Origin of the sequence: Neobacillus niacini NBRC 15566 (genome assembly GCF_001591505.1) — a bacterium.
In the GTDB taxonomy this organism is placed as follows: domain Bacteria; phylum Bacillota; class Bacilli; order Bacillales; family Cytobacillaceae; genus Neobacillus; species Neobacillus niacini.
On record NZ_BCVA01000003.1, the window covers coordinates 103,028 to 120,843 of the forward strand.

Below are 17,816 nucleotides of genomic sequence, written 5' to 3' on the forward strand. Positions count from 1 at the left end.
AAAATAATGGATTATCAAAAACCAATTCCATTAAAAAATCAGGATAATCAACCGTATTGGGATGGGGCGGATCGCCACGAGCTCCTCATCCAAACCTGCGAAAGCTGCCATCAATATGCACACCCGCCTGGCCCGGCATGTGCTAAATGCGGAAGCACCGAGCTTAGTTGGGAAAACTTTGGCAGTGATATAAAGGGTACCATTTACTCGTTTGTCGTCTCATATCGCCCTTTTCTTCCAGGCTTTCAAAATGACCTCCCGCTTATTATTGCGATAGTGGAGCTTGAGAAGGCAACAACTGTCAGGTTAATTGGAAATATTCAGGAATGTAATCCCGATGATGTCAAAATTGGAATGCCTGTAAAGATGACATGGGTGGATATCACCGATGATCGTGCTTTGCCACATTGGATTCCAGCACCATAAGGGTACGTTTAATTGAAAGGAGGAAAAAGTAAATGGACTTTTCTTTTACTGAAAAAGAAGAAGCATTCCGCCAAGAACTCAGAACATGGCTTGAAGAGCATTTACCGGAGGGCTGGCACAAAGGAGATAGACAGCTGCCGAAGGAGTTAGGTGAGTACTCTAGGTTTCTAAGAGATTGGCAGAAAAAGTTATATGAAGGAGGTTGGGCAGCCATTGCTTGGCCAGAAAAATATGGAGGCAGGGCTGCTACTTTAATAGAGGAGATTATTTATCAGCAGGAAATGGTTCGAGTGAAGGCCCCGCCGCTAGTTAATTATGTCGGCATTCACATGGTTGCTCCTACCCTGATGCAAATAGGGACAGAAGAACAAAAGGATGCCTATATTCAGAAAATATTAACAGGTGAAGAGGTATGGTGTCAGGGATATTCTGAGCCAAATGCAGGGTCTGATTTAACGGCTATTCAGACAACCGCGGTAAAAAATGGTGACAAATGGATCATCAATGGACAAAAGGTCTGGACTAGTTTTGGGCATTTAGCAGATCGTTGCTTCCTTTTAGCACGAACAAGCAGAGGGGAAAAGAAACATAAAGGAATTACGGTATTCCTATTAGATATGAACCAGCAAGGAGTAGAAACACGTCCGATTATCCAGATGGATGGCAAACATGAGTTTAATGAAGTTTATCTAAATGACGCTATCGCTTATGACACCGATATTATCGGTGAGGTCGACGAAGGCTGGAAAGTCATGATCGCGCTGCTTATGCATGAAAGAACAGGAATTGGAGCGCAAGTATTTACCCTTGAACAGCAGTTCCAGGATTTAGTCGGTCTGACGAAAGAATTAGAGGAAGATGGCCGTCCATTAGTCAAAAATCCGTTTATTCGAAAAACGATGGTTGATTTATATACTCGATCTCGTGGTTCTCTATTAAATTATTATCGCAACTTAACAAAGACGTTAAAAAACGGCCATCCAGGTGCGGAGGGCTCTATGGATAAACTCATTGTTAGTGAATTAACAAAGGAACTGTTTGCTCAATCCGTTTCCATCCAAGGTCATCGGGGAATTTTATGGAAAGAAGATGCCGTTTATGGAGATTCCTATTGGCAGGAAAACTATCTTTATTCTTTCGGAATGACCATTGGCGGCGGTACAAGTGAGATCCAACGGAACACGATTGCAGAAAGAATACTTGGACTGCCTAAAGATATGGGACGCTAATGAAGATGGAGGTGTTAGAGGATGGACTTTTCATTAAATGAAGAACAAGAAATGTTCGGCAATTATGTACGAAAATATTTAGAAGACAAGGGAGAAACGAATATTGCCCGGAATTTTATGAAGGGTGATTTAGAATACTATCAATCTATCTATTCAGGGTTAGTTGAGTTAGGCTGTGCAGGTATTAATATTTCTGAAGAATATGGAGGAATGGGTCTGGGTGCATTGGACCTTGTTCCTGTCCTTGAAGAATGGGGCCGCAGCAACATGCCCGGATTGTATTTAGAAACCAATGCACTTGCTGTGCCCATTCTTGAGATGTTTGGAACAGATAAGCAGAAGAAAACGTATCTTCCTGCCATTGCGGAAGGAACCCAAACTTTCTCTATTGCTTGGCTTGAACCAGGAGGCAGCTACAATCCGTTGGATATCCACATGGCAGCAACAGTAGAAGGTGATGAGATTCTAATAAATGGTACGAAGACATTAATACCAGATGCTGAGTTAGCGGATAGTTTTCTTCTGGTTGTACGAACTAGTAGTGACGGTGGGGACAAGGAGGGGATTTCACTCTTACTACTGGACAAAACAGAGCAGATCAAAATTCGCCGGCAAAGCAATATTGATGAGTCAAGGCAGCTAGGGGAAATAAAGTTGGAGAATGTAAGAGTGAGTAAAGAGTCCCTGATAGGATCCCTTGGTAACGGATGGGATATTCTCGAAGAGGGGTTATTAGCGATTAATGCAGCGTTATGCTCTGTAATGGTCGGAGGAATAGAAAAAGTGGTGGAAATGGCCGCAGAATATGCAAAAATCCGAGTACAATTTGGCCAGCCAATTGGACGATTTCAATCCATAAAGCACCGGATTGCTGATATGAAAGTAGATTTAGAGACAGCAAGATCTTTGGCTTATTACGCCAATTGGGCATTAGAGAATCGTACCGACGATCGTGTTCAGGCAATTGCAGGTGCCCGTTTATTCGCCGCAGAGGCCTTTAACCGAGCAGCCGGTCAAAATGTGCAAATTCATGGCGGAATTGGTTTTACAGAAGAAATCGATTGCCATCTCTTTGTGAAACGAGCCCGCTACTATGAACACTATTTAGGCAGCACTCACTATTATTATGAGAAAGTGGCAGCTGCGTTAGGGTGGTAAAAAAGTCTTCTACTATTCGTAATAAAAAAGGTGGGAACTTAGTTGGAAACAGCCAATAAGATTCGTGAGTTTCATAATCTCATAAATGGAAAAGTAGTACCTGCTGTATTTGGAAATTGGATAGAAAGTGTCAATCCGGCAGATGGAAAAGTATGGGCAAAAATTCCTTCCAGTACAGTGGAAGATACAGAAGAGGCTATTCTGGCAGCCAAACAGGCATTTGGCAAGTGGGCTGTACTTTCTGCCATCGAACGAGCAGCCTATTTAAGACAAATAGGTGACCTATTATCTAAATATGCTGAAGAGTTAGCTATGTTAGAAACGATGGATTGCGGCTGGGTGATCCGAGAAACAACTTATGGATTAATCCCTGTGTTACAAAGTATCTGGTATGACGCTGCACAGGCGGCCTCTATCGCCAGCCGAGGCGAAACCATTCAGTTGAGTGCAAATAGCTTTGGCTATACACTAAGGGAGCCATTAGGTGTAGTCGTCGGAATTTTACCATGGAATTCACCACTTTTTACGTTTACCATCAAAGCGGCCTATGCACTTGCGTCCGGGAATGCCGTGATTATCAAGCCTTCCGAATATGCATCCGTTTCTAGTTTGCGCTATGGCGAAATATTAAACAAGATTCTTCCGCCTGGTATTTTAAATGTAGTGTCCGGTGACGGGATTGTTGGAGAAGCCTTGGTTAGCCATCACGACGTTAATCGGGTGACCTTAACCGGTTCAGGAAATACGGCAAAAGCAATCGTAAGGTCAACCGCACAGGCACCTAAACCACTAACATTTGAATTAGGTGGAAAGTCTCCCAATATTGTGTTTGCAGATGCAAATTTAGAAAAGGCAGCTGAGGGGGTAACAACAAACGGGATTTTTACAGGCAATGCGGGACAAATTTGTGTGGGAGGATCACGAATCCTCATTCAGCGATCTGTCTTTCAAGAAATGATTTCTTTAATGACTGACATAATAAAGAAAAATATTAAACTGGGGTCTCCTGTGGACCCACAAACCACCATGGGACCGTTAGCAAATGAAGCACAATATAACATAGTGCGCCGTTATATTGAATTAGGAATACAAGAAGGTGGAGAAATTGTTATTGGCGGCCGTTCCGGCGGGGAGGATGTTTTACCGGATGAACCATCGCTCTCTAATGGTTATTGGGTAGAGCCGACCTTGATTCGTGTTAGACAGAATTCTCTGCGTATATGCCAAGAAGAAATCTTTGGACCCGTTGCAACGGTCATGCCATTTGATACAGAGGAAGAAGCACTGGCCATTGCCAATGATACCTCTTTTGGTCTTGGAGCAGGTGTTTGGACCACCAATTTAGATTGTGCACATCGGATGATTCAGAAATTAGAGTCTGGAAATGTGTGGGTGAATACGTATCGCCGAGTTGGACCGGAATTACCATTCGGCGGTTTCAAAGATAGCGGATTTGGAAAAGATTCGATTCTTGAAAATACACGGGAAAAAACCTGTGTGATAGATGTGGGGTGAATAACAAAAGCTCTAGGCGCTATCAGATTCCGTCCTCGAGCCGATGGCGTCTGGAGCTGGACAATTCAAAAGGGCAACAAGAAAGTTGTCTTTATTTACCCAGTTGGTCGGTATATTTTTTACTTAAAAACGGAGGGGAAAATAATGGGGGAAAAATCGGTTCGCAAGTCTTTTCATTTTTTATGTCTTGGAATTCTTCTCGTCGTGTTTGCGGAAGCTACACATATACCGGCCTATCCTAAAATGCTTGAACATTTCCAATTGGGGGCGGGATATTCCGTCTATATGCAACTGGGATTTGCATTAGGTTTAACAGGGTTTCAACCATTAATGGGGTGGCTATCTGACACTCTTGGACAAAAGATTGTCATTCTGTTCGGAGCCGCTCTTCTAACAATTGGCTCACTTCTCATCGCGATAGCTCCGGCATTCTGGGTGTTAGTTTTAGGGCTATTTTTAAAAGGGTTTTCCGGTGCGGCTGTCATTCCTTCCGGAGTATCGTTTGTTGGAAAATACTTTTCCCATGAAAAACGCGGAAAGACGATGGGTATCTATGGGTTTTATACAGTTATTGGCGGCCTGGCAGGACCAATATTAAGTGGAATTTTTGTAGATCGTCTAGGATGGAACTCGATTTTTTTCCTTTGCAGCCTTTTAGGTGTAGTTGCCCTCCTGCTATTTGCCTTTGGGGTTCCGAATATAAAAGGGGTAAAATCTGCTTCATTTGACTTTTCAGGTGTATTATTTGTGTTTTTGTTACTTGGAGGACTGCTATCGATTCCAACCTTTATTAATAACTATGGGCTTTCTTCCTGGATGTGGGTTCCGGCGTTTATTGTATCCGTTGTTTCGTTTCTATTATTGCTTTTGGTGGAGAAACGTCAGAAAAAACCTTTACTAGATATTGAATATGCAAAGACAAAGAACTTTTGGGCACCTTCGGCAATTGCGGTTATTATGTTTATGTCTTTTAGCAGTGTCATGTATGTTTTAACTTTCTTTGTGCAAAGTGTGCAAGGGAAGTCTTCCACAGTGGTCGGTCTGCTTCAGTTTCCACTTTTTCTAACTATGGCCATAGCAAATATCATAAGTGGCAGATTAATGAGTAAAATCTCAACTCGTAAATTAATTGGCTCAAGTATTGGACTATTGGTTGCCGGAGTAGGCATGTTATCAATGGCTAAAATGGATACCCCTTTCCTCTATTTATTCCTCTCCATGAGTATCATTGGTACAGCGATTGGTATGGTTGGTCCTGTAGTGAAATCGGTCATTGTCTCAAAGGCAAGCCCATCACGTCTCGGTGTTGTTTCTTTTACGTATATAACAATAGAAAATGTTGCTTCCCGTGTGGGTGCCTCTTTTGCCCTTGTTACTTTCGCTTTATTTGCCGCTAGTGGAAACGCGGTAGGTGCTCTCTCAAGTACTGCCTTGTTATTAACGGTTTTTACAGCTTGCGCCTTTTTGTTCCTTGTATTTATTCCAAAAAGAATTGAGGGGAATTATCAGGAAACAGAACATTTGGCGGAACAAACTGAAGCAGTAGAAACCATTCCTTTATAATTTGCTTATTCCATAAAACATGAAAAAGCAGACAGAAATATTATGTTTCTGTCTGTTTTTTATAGTGGAAATACCGTTATCATGCGGTTCAAAAGGGAAGGATACTTCCAGCCTTTTATGAGGTAACGTTAGATTTGGTCACAAACGCAAACGGCTAGCGTTTGTTGATAAGAAAGATGGAAAAACCGAACTTACTATCTATCTAAAACATTTTATCGAAGCAAGGGAAGGGCGTCAGTTAGTAATATTATTGGCGTTGATGAGTCAAGTCTGATGGTTAAGGAGATATTTTATTGAATGAAGGTTCATCACGACACCGGATAGAAGGAATCAGTACGACAAAGGAAAAAATAGTTGTCACCCAGTCCCTATGTATGAGCAACTGGCAGGTACAGGTTACTTTTTTATGAAAGAACATTTTGATAATCAAAAAAATAATTTCATAATGTGTTGACACTCTAAATATATCTATGATAAATTTATCTCAAGTTAAAAATAAATGAATTCGAGATAATCTAACTTAATTCTTAAATTAGTTAGATTGCCAAAAACCAATTTTTTTGGATATATATCTTGATTTCGAGATAACGACAAAAAACAAAAAGGGGAATTTTAAAATGACAAAATGGACAGTAGATCAATCACACTCAAGCGTAGGATTTGAAGTAAAACACATGATGGTATCAAAAGTAAAAGGACAATTTGAATCTTACACAGCGGAAGTAGAAGCAACAGACTTAACAGATTTAACTTCAGCTTCTATTTCATTCTCAATAGACGTTGCAAGTATCAATACACGCAGTGAAGATCGTGATAACCACTTAAGATCTGCAGATTTCTTTGATGTAGAAAATAACCCAACGATTACATTTACATCAACAAGCATTACAAAAGATGGAGATGACTATAGCGTAACGGGTAACTTAACCATTAAAGATGTAACAAAACCAGTTACGTTTTCTGTAGAATATAATGGTAAAGGTACAAATCCTTGGGGCGTAGAAGTTTACGGATTTGAAGCAGAAGCAAAAATTAACCGTGAAGAATTTGGTCTTACTTGGAACGCAGCTCTTGAAACAGGCGGCGTACTTGTAGGGAAAGACATTAAAATTAAAGTGGAATTAGAAGTTAACCCTGCAGATTAATTGTTTCGATTAATATCTATTCAAAATGTACCGGGCGGTTTTTGCCCGGTTCTTCTATTTCCTTTACTCGGAATGATTTTTTTCTACTTTTTAAACTCATTCAATCTTTCATAGGTTTCAATGAGGAAATCATAAAAAAGCTTTTCAGTTGGAAGCAGGTCACGTTCAGCAGGGTAGATTACACCAACTGTTCGCGTGAGTCTCGAATCTGAAAGGGGAATAACGACAGTAGATCGTGGTGTGTTATCGACCAATGTCATCTCAGGCATCAAGGCTACACCCAATCCTGCGGAAACTAACCCTTTTAATGCGTCAATATCCTTCCCTTCGAATGCTATGTTTGGTGAAAAACCTGCTCCGTTACATGCTTGAACCACTTGTTCACGAAACACGAACCCTTCAGGAAGAACGCAAAAAGAGTCATTTATTAAATCCCGTAATCGAACCGATTCCCTGTCTGATAACGGATGATGAAGGGGGATGAGTGCCACAATATGCTCTGTGAAAAGAATGTCCCCTTTAATCTTTTTTTCTTTTTCAAGATTTGGCATGGGGGCAATCATCGCCAAATTAAAATGTCCATTTACAACACCATCGATTAATTTGTAATAAAGGGCATTGCTCATTTGAAATTTTGCTTCTGGGAAACGAGTACGAAAAGAATAAATGATGTGAGGCAATGTATGGGCTGCCATGCTAATTGGAAAGGCAATTCGAACAGTTCCTTTTTCAGGATTTAAATATTCTCTAATTTCTCTCTTTGAATCCTCCATCAAATACCACACTTGTTTAATTCGTTCATAAAAAATTTTGCCAAGAGGGGTTAATTTCACGCTTCGGCCCTCACGTATGAAAAGCTCTACTCCTAATTCCTTTTCTAAATTAGAAATTTGTCTACTAATGGCAGATTGGGCAATATGAAGCGCGTCTGCTGCCTCTGTTACATGCTCTCTCTTTGCTACTTCCAGGAAATATTGAATTTGTCTTGTCTCCATTCTTTACCACTCCACCTTCATGCATTTAATGCATGAAATGCATCAAAAATTTCTCAACAATTAATTATTAAATTATATATTGTAAACACATTTTAGAAAAGAAATTGTGAAAATTTATTTAGGTTTTATATTTCTACAATTAGAAACTTCGTGTTGTTTTGCCAAAAGATTTAAAGGAATGGAAGAAACGATGAAAAGTAAGCGAAATACAATACCCGATCGTGCAGGGAGGACTTGCTTACCTCGCCTATACCGAACTGGCGGCAGCGATCTCGACTGCAGGAGGACTCGGTCAGATTACGGCAGCAACGCTTCAAATCCCTGAAAACTTACGGGATGAAGTTCGTAGAGTGCGAACACTTACCAATAAGCCATTCGGTGTAAATCAGCATGTCGCTGACTCTGTGATCCGAAAGATGTGATTAGCGGTAAAGCCAATTGTAGCTATATCTATGATGGAAATGAATCAGAAGGCTTCGGCTGGGCTGGGCAGGGCAGGTAATTGGTCTTATCAACAATATTCCTACGGTTCAGGAATTATTTGATGAGATAATTCTAACAACAGAAAAAGGATTAAGTCATATAGGTAATCTTTTTGAAAAAGCGGACACATAAATAATATATGGTGATTGCTAAATCAAAGTACAGGGATTCCATCCGAATACTGTTCCTTATTATTATTATTATTATTCTATTTGTACTCTTTCTCTCGAATATTTTTAGGAATGCTTGGTCAAAATACCATTTGTTACTAACAATGATGAAATGGGGACAGATAATGAAGGGAATTTTACAACAGGTAAAAGAGGAATTAGAAAAGGCATATGATAATCCACAATCCAACAATTTAGATCAATGCCTTCTTCAACTTCAGGCGGCTAGAGAACAGTATGGGGATAAAGGTAATATGATTGAGAACTGTATCACAGCCGTAACACAAGCGAGAAATTCGATTATTGCCTTGGAGAATGCAGGGGATGTATCTTCTGCCGCAGCCTTCGGTCAAGCTCATAATGCGATTCAAAATGCGATTGAGTCTTACTCTGGTACAGATGATAATCAGTATGAATGAGGATGTTCCAAAAGCTTTGCTTTTGGAACATCCATTTTTTATTTTGTCTGGTGTTAACTCCTGTCACCTCTCAAACCATTTTGCTTCTAAAGATAGTTACAAACAGCTATAGGCAAGGAAATGAAGAAGTAACTAAAAACTGAACTGTAAAATTAATGGCTGAATGGCCATTATAAATCTTTAAAGATGGTCGTTTTTACACAACGGTTTTTAAAGGCTTTCGAAAACAAAAGAATGGAAAAGTCATAAGTGAAAAAGTGAAAAAGGAAAAAAGTTAAATTAACTTTTCCCCCTACTTCTACTTGTTATTTCATTTACATTACTGTCTTTTCAGCACTTTCAGTAATTTTAGATTTAGTTAATAGGGACCCCACGTAATAGAAGATAGCAGAGGAACCTATACCGAATACCACCACGGAAAGATGTGGGGCATAGAAGTTAACCAATAATGCTACTATAGCAGCCATTCCCCATGCAATGAAAGGAAGTGGTTTCCACTTTGCTGAATCTAGCGTCTGATTTTTACCTAAAATAAGTTGATCTATAATGATAATGGTAGCGATTGGCGGGACAATTAAACCTAGAAGTTCCAGCCAGCTTTGGAAAGCGCTCCAAACGCCTGATACAGCTGCGATGATACCAATAATACCTAGTAAGATTGTTAAAAATCTCATGCTTTTTCCAGTCATATGAGAAAAACCAACTGCACCATTATACAAACAGTGTGTACATCCAACACCCAGATTAATGAAGACAAAGATGAGTGCCAAGAAGGAAAGAAGAGGACCTTGTCCAGATAATATAGGCATAAAGTCGCCGCCATTCGAGGCAGGATTTTGGATCACACCTGTCGCAACGATAATTGCACCTACTACTTCGGCGATAAACTTCCCAAATGGGAAGGCTGTAAATGCAGCTAGAAATCCTTCACGTCCATTTTTCGACCAACGTGTAAAGTCGGCCGTCATCGTACCAGAATCAGCAAACGTTGCAAATACCAAGGTGACTGCTGCCCCAAAAGACATAAGCCCTACACTAGTAGTGGGTTCAAAATTAAAAATATCTGGATTTCCCGTTTTAAAAGAGATAATAATAGACACAATTCCGAGAATGAGATACAGAGGTGCTGCGATCCATCCTAAAATCGTTAATGCCTTAATTCCAATAAAAGTCGCAGCAACATAAAGAACCCCGCCAATTAAGGTCATTAATAGCATTGGAGCACCAAAGGAGCGAGCCATTGTATCACCGGTTAGCCCTGTCATTAGAGCAAACCATCCTACTACCACTGTGGAAAGTAATCCCGATACAACCATGTATCCATATCGTCCAAAAGTTCTTTGAGCAGTCATGGCAAAATTTTCTCCAGTTTTTCCCGCCAAATAGCTTAATGCTCCCACAATGAGACATAACAGCATATTTCCTGCTAGAATTGCAGTTACACCTACTTTGAATCCAAGCATTGCTGTAATAACACCACCGATTACGGCACTTGTCAGAACCATTGGGAAACCAAACCAAACTGCTGCTACTGATGCTAAAGGTTTTCTATATTCTTTTGGAACAGGAGTGGTTTCAAACTCTGGATCCAATAGCTTTTGATCCACATTATTGATAGACATACTTTTCCCCCATCTTTTCTATTTTTTTAAGCGCTTTCAATAGGATCCTATATGCTTATTTTAAGGAGGAAAATTATAGAAGTCTTTGGATATTGCAACTAAAAATACTTGAAACATTTAGTCATTTCATACGAAAATTTGTGAATAAATTTTGAAAACATTACTTTTATTGAATAATGGAGCCAGTCCCTAGATAGTACCACTTGTTTGGCTACAGGAAAGGCTGTAAGGGAGTAATTCAACTTACGGAGGCGATTGTTCAATATGAGCAGTCGCTTTTTTTCGTATGGGCTGTTAGTTGAAGAAGGATTATCTCTCTTATTAAGAGAATTAAATAGATAATGTGTAAGCGTAACATGGAAATGGGGCATTTTTTTTTGTTAATTATTATGGCGGCTTTATTTTTTCTAGGGATTACTTCTATTTCCTACCAACAAGTTGGTTTCTCCTTATTGGTATTTATGGGATTCGTGATTTTGTTACTACTTGTTGATAAAGAAAAACGATTCGTTCAATCACTACTGTTAGCTTTCCTAATCGGTTTTGTGATATTTATGGTTTCTAATGATTTCGTTGGAACGATGAACATCTCAAAAGAAATAAAAATCATTCTTAATCGACTTTTTCTTGTTTTTATTATCATTGGAATCGTTTCTAACCTACTCTTATTTAGTAAGAAGGTTACTTGGTACAATAACAAACCTGATTGGAAAAATCCTATCGTCTTACCGTTTCATAAAGTTAATACATTTTGGTTTTGGTTAATTGGAATAATCGTTAATGTTATAATATATGTGTTTTTTATTGCTCAAAAGGATATAGAGTATATTCAAACACTATTTTTGTTTTGTTTATTTTTTTCAATTATTAATGCGGTTTTTGAGGAATTTATTTGGAGAGGGATATTGCTATCTGCTCTTCAGGAACATACATCAACAGGGTTTGCTGTTTTCGTTACAAGTGTTGGTTTTGGACTTCTTCATCTCTCAATTGGTTTTAGTATTTTTCTTAGTTTGTTAATTTCAGTTGCCGGGGTAATATATGCCTTAATCACACTTAAAACAAACAGTATCTATCCGAGTATTGTTTTTCATATCGTAATAAATATTGGAATGGTATATAGCGGATTTATAATCTAACACAATAAGACTACAAATGAATTTGGAGAAACTTTTTTACCCGAATTTTTGGAAGTTAAATTTCACTTAAAAAAATCCCTGCCGCAAGAAAGTAGGCAGGGATGTAAGAGAAAATAGGTGTAGTTAATTTATTTGTTTTTAATTTTTCAAATGCAGTCTTGATGGTTGATAAGTTTTGTCTCATAATGCTGAAGTAATCTTCTTTTTGCTTGATATCGTCCTCTGTTAAAGACTCGATATTATGAAGAGTAAGAGATGCTGCTCCAATTTCCTTTTGGATGATTTCTGCTACCTTTGGAGATACATTCTGCTCAAAAATAACATACCGAATATTGTGTTCTGTGGACTCAGCAATGATTTCCTGCAATTCTTTTTGGGAAGGCTCCTGTGTTGGTGATAAGCCTGAAATAGGTATTTCTATTATGCCATACCGCTTTTCCCAATAACCATAAGCAGAGTGAGCAACTAATATATGTTTCGTTTTCGAGCCATCGACGGTTTGCTTAAATTCTTGATCCAGTTTTTCGAGATCACTTTTTACTTGATTGTAATTTGCTTCAAATTCTGATGTATGTTCAGGCATTAACTCACTTAAAGAATTTTTAATGTTTTCTGCTAGGCTAATAGAAAGTAAGGGATCTAACCATACATGAGGATCCACGTCTCCATGTTCATGTTCTTCTTCCGTATGCGCATGCTCTTCGGTTTGACCTTCGTCAGCATGTTCTTCCGTATGTGTACTTTCCTCCTCATGGTGTTCCTCTTCAGAATGAGTGGATTCAAGGAGTTCAATTCCATCCGCTGCTTGAAGAATTTCAACATTTTCCTTTTTCAAGGCTTCAGCAGCTTCTTCTGCAAACCCTTCAATTCCAACTCCTGTATAGATAAATAAATCCGAATTGGCAAGTGCAACCATGTCTTTCGTAGAGGGCTCAAAGGAATGGGCATCTACATTTGGAGGATAGATACTTTTTACTTCGACGTAACTACCACCAATTTTTTTAGTGAAATCTTCAAGCGGATAAATGGTGGTATAGACTGTAAGAGAGTTATTTTCTTTCTTTTCTCCAGTTGTTCCAACTTCTTTGGATCCACAACCTGCTAACAAAAGGCTTAAAGATAGTGCAGATGTAGATATAAAGGTAGATATTTTCATAAATTACTCCTTTGATATATTTTAATTTTTATAGAATGTTATAAAACGAAATTGTTACGTTTTACATTCTAAAATAAAACTATGCGTTTGTAAATGAATTTAGGAATCATTTCGATTTATTTTTCAAATGACCCAAACAAGTTTTGGTATGACTTTGCCTCCGGAGATTTCCTGTAGGAAAGAAATCAGGCTGTAGGTGAAGAGGATGAAAGATGTGTTGCGGACTTATTAATTGAACAAATTCAGTTTGTGATGTCTTAATCCTTAATAAATGGGATTTGCTTGAAGAGGAACAATTAATCCAACAGGAGGTTTTTTAAGAAATTTACAGCCTACAGCGAAGTTTCATCATTCCATTAAGGGGAATATTCAACTATCAGGGATTTTAAATACATGTTTGTTCATTTTGGAAGACGCAAGCGAATCTGCCGTCTGTGTAAAGAATTGGAAGCACCCGAGCATACTCCGCATACGGAAGGAATCCACATGGATAAAGAGATTGTGAAAGCTTCTTTAAATTGCTGCTAATTGTCAGAAGAAGAGATGTTAGAGGCTAGGAATAAAGTGGGTGAGCCATTCGTATGGAATATTACTACAGAAGTTAAATAAAATGATCGAGCCTGCAAAATATAAATGTAGGACATTGATTTTATTTTAAAGGCCGTCCTTTCAATTATTCTTGATAAAAATGCCTACATCTAGCCAATCAAAACACTTCAAGGAGGTATTGATTTGAATAAAGTAAAATTAAGAAAAACTGGAGAATTGTACATTCCTAAAACTCTTATTAACATATTAAATATTGAAGCAGGTGACAGAATCAATATATTTATAGATGGTAAAAATATTGTGTTAACAAGTAAAGAAGGGTTTGAAAAAGAAAATAAGTGTACTTATAATCAAAAAGGAACCATTCATATACCGGCAGAAATAAGAAGATTCAGTAATATCGAAACAGATACAGTTTTTACAATCAAATTCGATGAAAAGGAAGAACGGGTATACCTTATCCCGGATTTATCAGGTTGAATGGGATGACGCGTCTATCAGACTGACTCTCAATGAGCCTGTTTTAAGACTCTTGTAATTTCGTCCTCCAGGATTTTTCCCCCTCATTTAATAACTCATCAAAAAGGACTCTTGCTTAATTAATAAAGATTGAAAAGGATGGTAGCAAATTCATCTTTCCGGTAATTGAAAGATTTGAAGACGTTTCTGCAGGGGTTATCTCAATACAGTGGAGCGATACTTGTTGAAACGAAATTGAAGGATTGAACTGCGGAAAAAGTAAAGCTTTAAATTTACTATTTCTAATCCTATATCATTAAAAGTCATTAGGAACGAGAAGTGCGAAGAGTAATTAAACGGGGAGAGGGGAGCCAAAAGGACTCACCCCACCCCGAAGCACATTCTTATAAAGTAGATTCCCTATCCAAAAAAGATGTCTTCATCTTTGTTTTAGTGAGATTCAGATTCCCTGCCATAATCCCGGCTAATATTAATACAACGCCGACCCATTGGGACATACTTACCTGTTCTGTTAAGACTAGCGATGATAAGATAACAGCAATAGGCAGTTCTGCGGATGTTAAAATGGTCCCAAGACCTGGTCCGATATGTGGCATACCGATGGTAAATAGAATTGGCGGCAAGACTACTCCTAATAATCCAAGATAAAAACCGTATGGCGCAATTTCCAGTAAGACTGGTAATTGAAGTAAATCCGTTGGCGGACTGAGGAGGAAAACGGTAATCATACCTCCGGTGGTAAATAGCGCACTTTTTTGCACGGCGGGTGTATCTTTCTCTACACTACTACTAAGAAAGATGAAAGTAGTATACGTTAGTGCAGAAAGCATGCCCCAAATGGTACCTTGCCATGTCATTCCTCCACTACCTTCGGCCATAATTCCTGAAGCAAATATTGAACCAATTACCAATATGCTAATGGAAACGACTTTCCCCATGGTTGGTTTCTTTTTATAAAAAAACCATTCAAATAAGCTGCCAATCCAGACAAATTGAAATAAAAAGATAATTGCTAGGGAAGCATTTAGAGATTGCAGTGATTGATAATAAAATAGACTGGTTAACCCAAGCGGTATTCCCGATAATAGTAATTTTCCTACTTTTGGAAGAGTTAATTTTTTCTTTTTCGAAAAGAAAGCTACAATCCAGATTAAGAGAGCCCCCATTAAGAATTGACTTCCTGTCACTGCGGAGGAGGTAAAACCTGCTGAATAAGCTAACTTTACAAAAGTCGATAATGCACCGTAACTGCATCCCCCCAATAAAACAAGTAGTGCGTAATGCCAAGTTTTCATTATTTATACCCCTTTCATTCTATAAAACATAAAAAGCCACACAGCTATAGTAGCTGTGTGGCGAAAATAGAGATTTCTCTAGAAAAGTCCACAAACAAATTTTTTGAGTTCAATATTACTTTGTCTATTTTAATGTGATTCATCATGAATGTCAATCAACAACTTTTCATGGCAAGATCTCTTCCGTGAAAAAATCAAGTACCATACATCCTGCTCCTTGAGCTACGATGTTGTAGGCAGCAATTGATTTGATAATCTGAACCTGACTTTTAGGATAGTGCAAGAGTCGATTCTGCGCTGTTTCTGAGGCTACCTCATAAAAAAGAGGTTTCGGCACCAACGTACCTCCACAGACAACAATATCCGGTCTCAACAGCAAAATCAGATTACTAAGGCCAACGCCAAAATAATAAGCTGCATCTTTCAAGACATCAAGGCAAAGAGGGTCTTCTTGCTCTAAAGCATTTAAAATATGATGGAAATCGGTATCTTCTGTATCTTTAACTGAATCTTGAAGTATAGAATTATGACCTCGCTTAAGCCGCCGGACCACTTCGTTACGGATTGCAGGCAAGCTGCTGTATGCTTGTAGACATCCATACGATCCACATAAGCAACGCCGTCCGTGTATATCCACTACCATATGGCCAAGGGTATCATCCATTTCCATATTTTGACGGACCAATCTACCTTGTAAAATAGTACCGCACCGAATTCCCATATCACTGGAAACAAAAACTAAATTGTCTGTTTCTTTCCAATAATTTTTACGGTATTCCGCTAATGCGGCCAGATTTGTTCCGTTATCTATGAATACAGGTGAATTATGATACTGTTGTAAATAGTCGACGATGTTAAGATTATCCCAGCCCCCGGCAGGAAACAGAAGTGGGTTTAAGAAAACCCCTGTTTCTTTATCGATAGGATCAAGGACTCCCATTCCAATACCCAGCAATTTCTCCCTTTGAATATTGTGTTTAGACAGAAGTTCATCAACACATCGGGATACAAAGTTTAATGTATACTCTCCCGTGCATTGTGAATCCATCCTTAATTTCTCAACGTCGACGATATCTAATTTTAGATCAAGGAGTAACACTGTAGTGTATAAGTTGGTGATTTCTACTCCAATTAAATAATAAGCGTCGGGTTTTATGACGTACATCAGTGGTTTACGTCCTCCACTAGATTCCCCAATTCCACTATCATAAATCAATCCTTCCTGTACGAGCTCGTCCAGTAAACGTGTGCAGGTCACATGTTTATATCCTGTTATTTCAGAAAGTGTATTAATCCTGACGGGACCTAACTTACGAATAAGGCTATATAAAAGTTTTAGGTTCTTTGTTTTAGGTGATAGTAAGCCCGTAAATTGCTTTAACATAAACTGCCTCCAAAATGAATAAGGGTTATTTTACATTTTAGCGGATTCCTTCATAAAGGAGAAGGTCATACAACAAACTTTCTTCTTTTTTGAAAAAAAGGAATCTGATAAATAAGGATTAATAGTTTATTTTAAGATGATTATTAGAAACTTTTTTTCAAAATGATTTTTAGTGATTTACAATCGCATCAAAATCTATTAAACTTTCTATATAAATCGGTTTGAAAAAAGGAGATAATTTTAATGCATATGATGCAAGATATTTTAGAAGCTAAAGATTTCATCATTAGTAAGACTGGTGATACTCCAACAATTGGTATGATTCTCGGATCAGGATTAGGAACGCTTGCAGATGAAATTGCGAACCCTGTCACCATTCCTTATAGCGAGATACCTCACTTTGCAAAATCAGAAGCGCTCGGCCACTCGAATGAATTAATAATTGGGAATCTAATGGGTAAAACGGTAGTTGCCATGAAGGGACGCTTTCATTATTATGAAGGTTTTACTTTAGATGAAGTCACTTTTCCAGTACGTGTAATGAAGGCGCTGGGTGTAGAGAATCTACTTATCACGAATGCATGCGGTGCGGTTAATACAAGCTTCAACCCTGGAGATTTAATGTTAATTACCGATCATATTAATTTAGTCGGTACCAATCCATTAATTGGTCCAAATAATAATGAATTAGGAACCCGTTTCCCTGATGTTTCTCAAGTATATAATCGTGATTTACGAGGTATTGCTGCAAATGTAGCAAAAGAACAAAAAATTACCTTACAAGAGGGTGTGTATGCTTGGTGGAGTGGACCGGCGTACGAAACTCCAGCCGAGATCCGTATGATTCGAACATTAGGAGCGGATGCTGTTGGTATGTCAACTGTCCCAGAGGCGATTGTAGCGATACATGGGGGGATGAAGGTACTCGGTATTTCCTGTTTAACCAATATGGCATGTGGGATTCTGGATCAACCATTAAGTCATGATGAAGTCATTGAAGTAGCAGCTTTAGTAAGAGAGAAATTTATCAAACTAGTGAAGGAAACTATTAACAGAATGTAATACATTTTTTCATGCTGACTTTTTAT

General features: G+C 38.5%; 15 protein-coding genes and 1 pseudogene. 11 read left to right on the plus strand and 5 right to left on the minus strand.

Annotated elements, in window-relative coordinates:
• Positions 1–6: 6 nt before the first annotated feature.
• The 6 genes from BANA01_RS03970 to BANA01_RS03995 all read left to right on the plus strand — a co-directional run bounded on the left by BANA01_RS03970 (position 7) and on the right by BANA01_RS03995 (position 7,036).
• Positions 7–426, plus strand: coding sequence for a Zn-ribbon domain-containing OB-fold protein (locus BANA01_RS03970; protein WP_063251756.1), 420 nt, complete (start codon positions 7–9; stop codon positions 424–426).
• A gap of 32 nt (positions 427–458) precedes the next feature.
• Positions 459–1,655 (plus strand): acyl-CoA dehydrogenase family protein, encoded by a 1,197-nt coding sequence (locus tag BANA01_RS03975; protein WP_063251757.1) that lies wholly within the window; start codon positions 459–461, stop codon positions 1,653–1,655.
• A 21-nt stretch (positions 1,656–1,676) separates the two neighbouring features.
• Complete coding sequence (locus BANA01_RS03980) at positions 1,677–2,813, plus strand: acyl-CoA dehydrogenase family protein (RefSeq protein WP_063251758.1); 1,137 nt, start codon at positions 1,677–1,679, stop codon at positions 2,811–2,813.
• Positions 2,814–2,855: 42 nt separating this feature from the next.
• Positions 2,856–4,328 carry an aldehyde dehydrogenase family protein gene (locus BANA01_RS03985; protein ID WP_063251759.1) on the plus strand — a complete coding sequence of 491 codons (1,473 nt, stop codon included), beginning with the start codon at positions 2,856–2,858 and terminating at the stop codon, positions 4,326–4,328.
• A gap of 144 nt (positions 4,329–4,472) precedes the next feature.
• Positions 4,473–5,891 carry an MFS transporter gene (locus tag BANA01_RS03990; RefSeq protein ID WP_063251760.1) on the plus strand — a complete coding sequence of 473 codons (1,419 nt, stop codon included), beginning with the start codon at positions 4,473–4,475 and terminating at the stop codon, positions 5,889–5,891.
• A 617-nt stretch (positions 5,892–6,508) separates the two neighbouring features.
• Positions 6,509–7,036 (plus strand): YceI family protein, encoded by a 528-nt coding sequence (locus BANA01_RS03995; RefSeq protein ID WP_063251761.1) that lies wholly within the window; start codon positions 6,509–6,511, stop codon positions 7,034–7,036.
• A gap of 83 nt (positions 7,037–7,119) precedes the next feature.
• Here the strand turns inward: BANA01_RS03995 and gltC are convergent, their stop codons facing one another.
• Entirely contained in the window at positions 7,120–8,031 is a 912-nt protein-coding gene (gene gltC / locus BANA01_RS04000; RefSeq protein WP_063251762.1) for a glutamate biosynthesis transcriptional regulator GltC, read from the minus strand.
• 206 nt (positions 8,032–8,237) lie between these two features.
• Here gltC and BANA01_RS04005 point away from each other — a divergent pair.
• Both BANA01_RS04005 and BANA01_RS04010 read left to right on the plus strand, forming a co-directional pair.
• Positions 8,238–8,417: pseudogene (locus BANA01_RS04005) on the plus strand (nitronate monooxygenase); the annotation flags it as partial.
• A gap of 392 nt (positions 8,418–8,809) precedes the next feature.
• On the plus strand, positions 8,810–9,103 hold the full coding sequence (locus BANA01_RS04010) for a hypothetical protein (RefSeq protein ID WP_063251764.1): 294 nt from the start codon (positions 8,810–8,812) through the stop codon (positions 9,101–9,103).
• A gap of 314 nt (positions 9,104–9,417) precedes the next feature.
• Here the strand turns inward: BANA01_RS04010 and BANA01_RS04015 are convergent, their stop codons facing one another.
• Positions 9,418–10,725, minus strand: a complete 1,308-nt coding sequence (locus tag BANA01_RS04015) for a cytosine permease (RefSeq protein WP_063251765.1) — start codon at positions 10,723–10,725, stop codon at positions 9,418–9,420.
• 341 nt (positions 10,726–11,066) lie between these two features.
• Between BANA01_RS04015 and BANA01_RS04020 the strand changes: the two genes are divergently transcribed.
• Positions 11,067–11,864: a CPBP family intramembrane glutamic endopeptidase gene (locus BANA01_RS04020; RefSeq protein WP_063251766.1), complete on the plus strand. Its 798-nt coding sequence runs from the start codon at positions 11,067–11,069 to the stop codon at positions 11,862–11,864.
• A gap of 55 nt (positions 11,865–11,919) precedes the next feature.
• Here BANA01_RS04020 and BANA01_RS04025 read toward each other — a convergent pair whose 3' ends face one another.
• Positions 11,920–13,020, minus strand: a complete 1,101-nt coding sequence (locus tag BANA01_RS04025; protein WP_082799378.1) for a metal ABC transporter solute-binding protein, Zn/Mn family — start codon at positions 13,018–13,020, stop codon at positions 11,920–11,922.
• A gap of 732 nt (positions 13,021–13,752) precedes the next feature.
• On the opposite strand from BANA01_RS04025, the gene BANA01_RS04030 reads away from it, so the two are divergent.
• Positions 13,753–14,049, plus strand: coding sequence for an AbrB/MazE/SpoVT family DNA-binding domain-containing protein (locus tag BANA01_RS04030; RefSeq protein ID WP_063251767.1), 297 nt, complete (start codon positions 13,753–13,755; stop codon positions 14,047–14,049).
• A 383-nt stretch (positions 14,050–14,432) separates the two neighbouring features.
• Here the strand turns inward: BANA01_RS04030 and BANA01_RS04035 are convergent, their stop codons facing one another.
• Together BANA01_RS04035 and BANA01_RS04040 are read right to left on the minus strand one after the other, a co-directional pair.
• Positions 14,433–15,344 (minus strand): EamA family transporter, encoded by a 912-nt coding sequence (locus tag BANA01_RS04035; RefSeq protein ID WP_063251768.1) that lies wholly within the window; start codon positions 15,342–15,344, stop codon positions 14,433–14,435.
• Positions 15,345–15,510: 166 nt separating this feature from the next.
• A complete protein-coding gene (locus BANA01_RS04040) occupies positions 15,511–16,728 on the minus strand; it encodes an ROK family protein (protein ID WP_063251769.1) in 1,218 nt (405 codons plus the stop codon).
• A gap of 243 nt (positions 16,729–16,971) precedes the next feature.
• On the opposite strand from BANA01_RS04040, the gene BANA01_RS04045 reads away from it, so the two are divergent.
• A complete protein-coding gene (locus tag BANA01_RS04045) occupies positions 16,972–17,790 on the plus strand; it encodes a purine-nucleoside phosphorylase (RefSeq protein ID WP_063251770.1) in 819 nt (272 codons plus the stop codon).
• Positions 17,791–17,816: the final 26 nt, after the last annotated feature.

Coding starts and splice junctions, on each gene's coding strand:
- gltC (WP_063251762.1), bottom strand. CDS start 8,031: ATGGAGACAAGACAAATTCAATATTTCCTGGAAGTAGCAAAGAGAGAG.
- BANA01_RS03970 (WP_063251756.1), top strand. CDS start 7: ATGGATTATCAAAAACCAATTCCATTAAAAAATCAGGATAATCAACCG.
- BANA01_RS04045 (WP_063251770.1), top strand. CDS start 16,972: ATGCATATGATGCAAGATATTTTAGAAGCTAAAGATTTCATCATTAGT.
- BANA01_RS03980 (WP_063251758.1), top strand. CDS start 1,677: ATGGACTTTTCATTAAATGAAGAACAAGAAATGTTCGGCAATTATGTA.
- BANA01_RS04035 (WP_063251768.1), bottom strand. CDS start 15,344: ATGAAAACTTGGCATTACGCACTACTTGTTTTATTGGGGGGATGCAGT.
- BANA01_RS04025 (WP_082799378.1), bottom strand. CDS start 13,020: ATGAAAATATCTACCTTTATATCTACATCTGCACTATCTTTAAGCCTT.
- BANA01_RS03995 (WP_063251761.1), top strand. CDS start 6,509: ATGACAAAATGGACAGTAGATCAATCACACTCAAGCGTAGGATTTGAA.
- BANA01_RS04010 (WP_063251764.1), top strand. CDS start 8,810: ATGAAGGGAATTTTACAACAGGTAAAAGAGGAATTAGAAAAGGCATAT.
- BANA01_RS03975 (WP_063251757.1), top strand. CDS start 459: ATGGACTTTTCTTTTACTGAAAAAGAAGAAGCATTCCGCCAAGAACTC.
- BANA01_RS04015 (WP_063251765.1), bottom strand. CDS start 10,725: ATGTCTATCAATAATGTGGATCAAAAGCTATTGGATCCAGAGTTTGAA.
- BANA01_RS03990 (WP_063251760.1), top strand. CDS start 4,473: ATGGGGGAAAAATCGGTTCGCAAGTCTTTTCATTTTTTATGTCTTGGA.
- BANA01_RS04020 (WP_063251766.1), top strand. CDS start 11,067: ATGTGTAAGCGTAACATGGAAATGGGGCATTTTTTTTTGTTAATTATT.
- BANA01_RS04040 (WP_063251769.1), bottom strand. CDS start 16,728: ATGTTAAAGCAATTTACGGGCTTACTATCACCTAAAACAAAGAACCTA.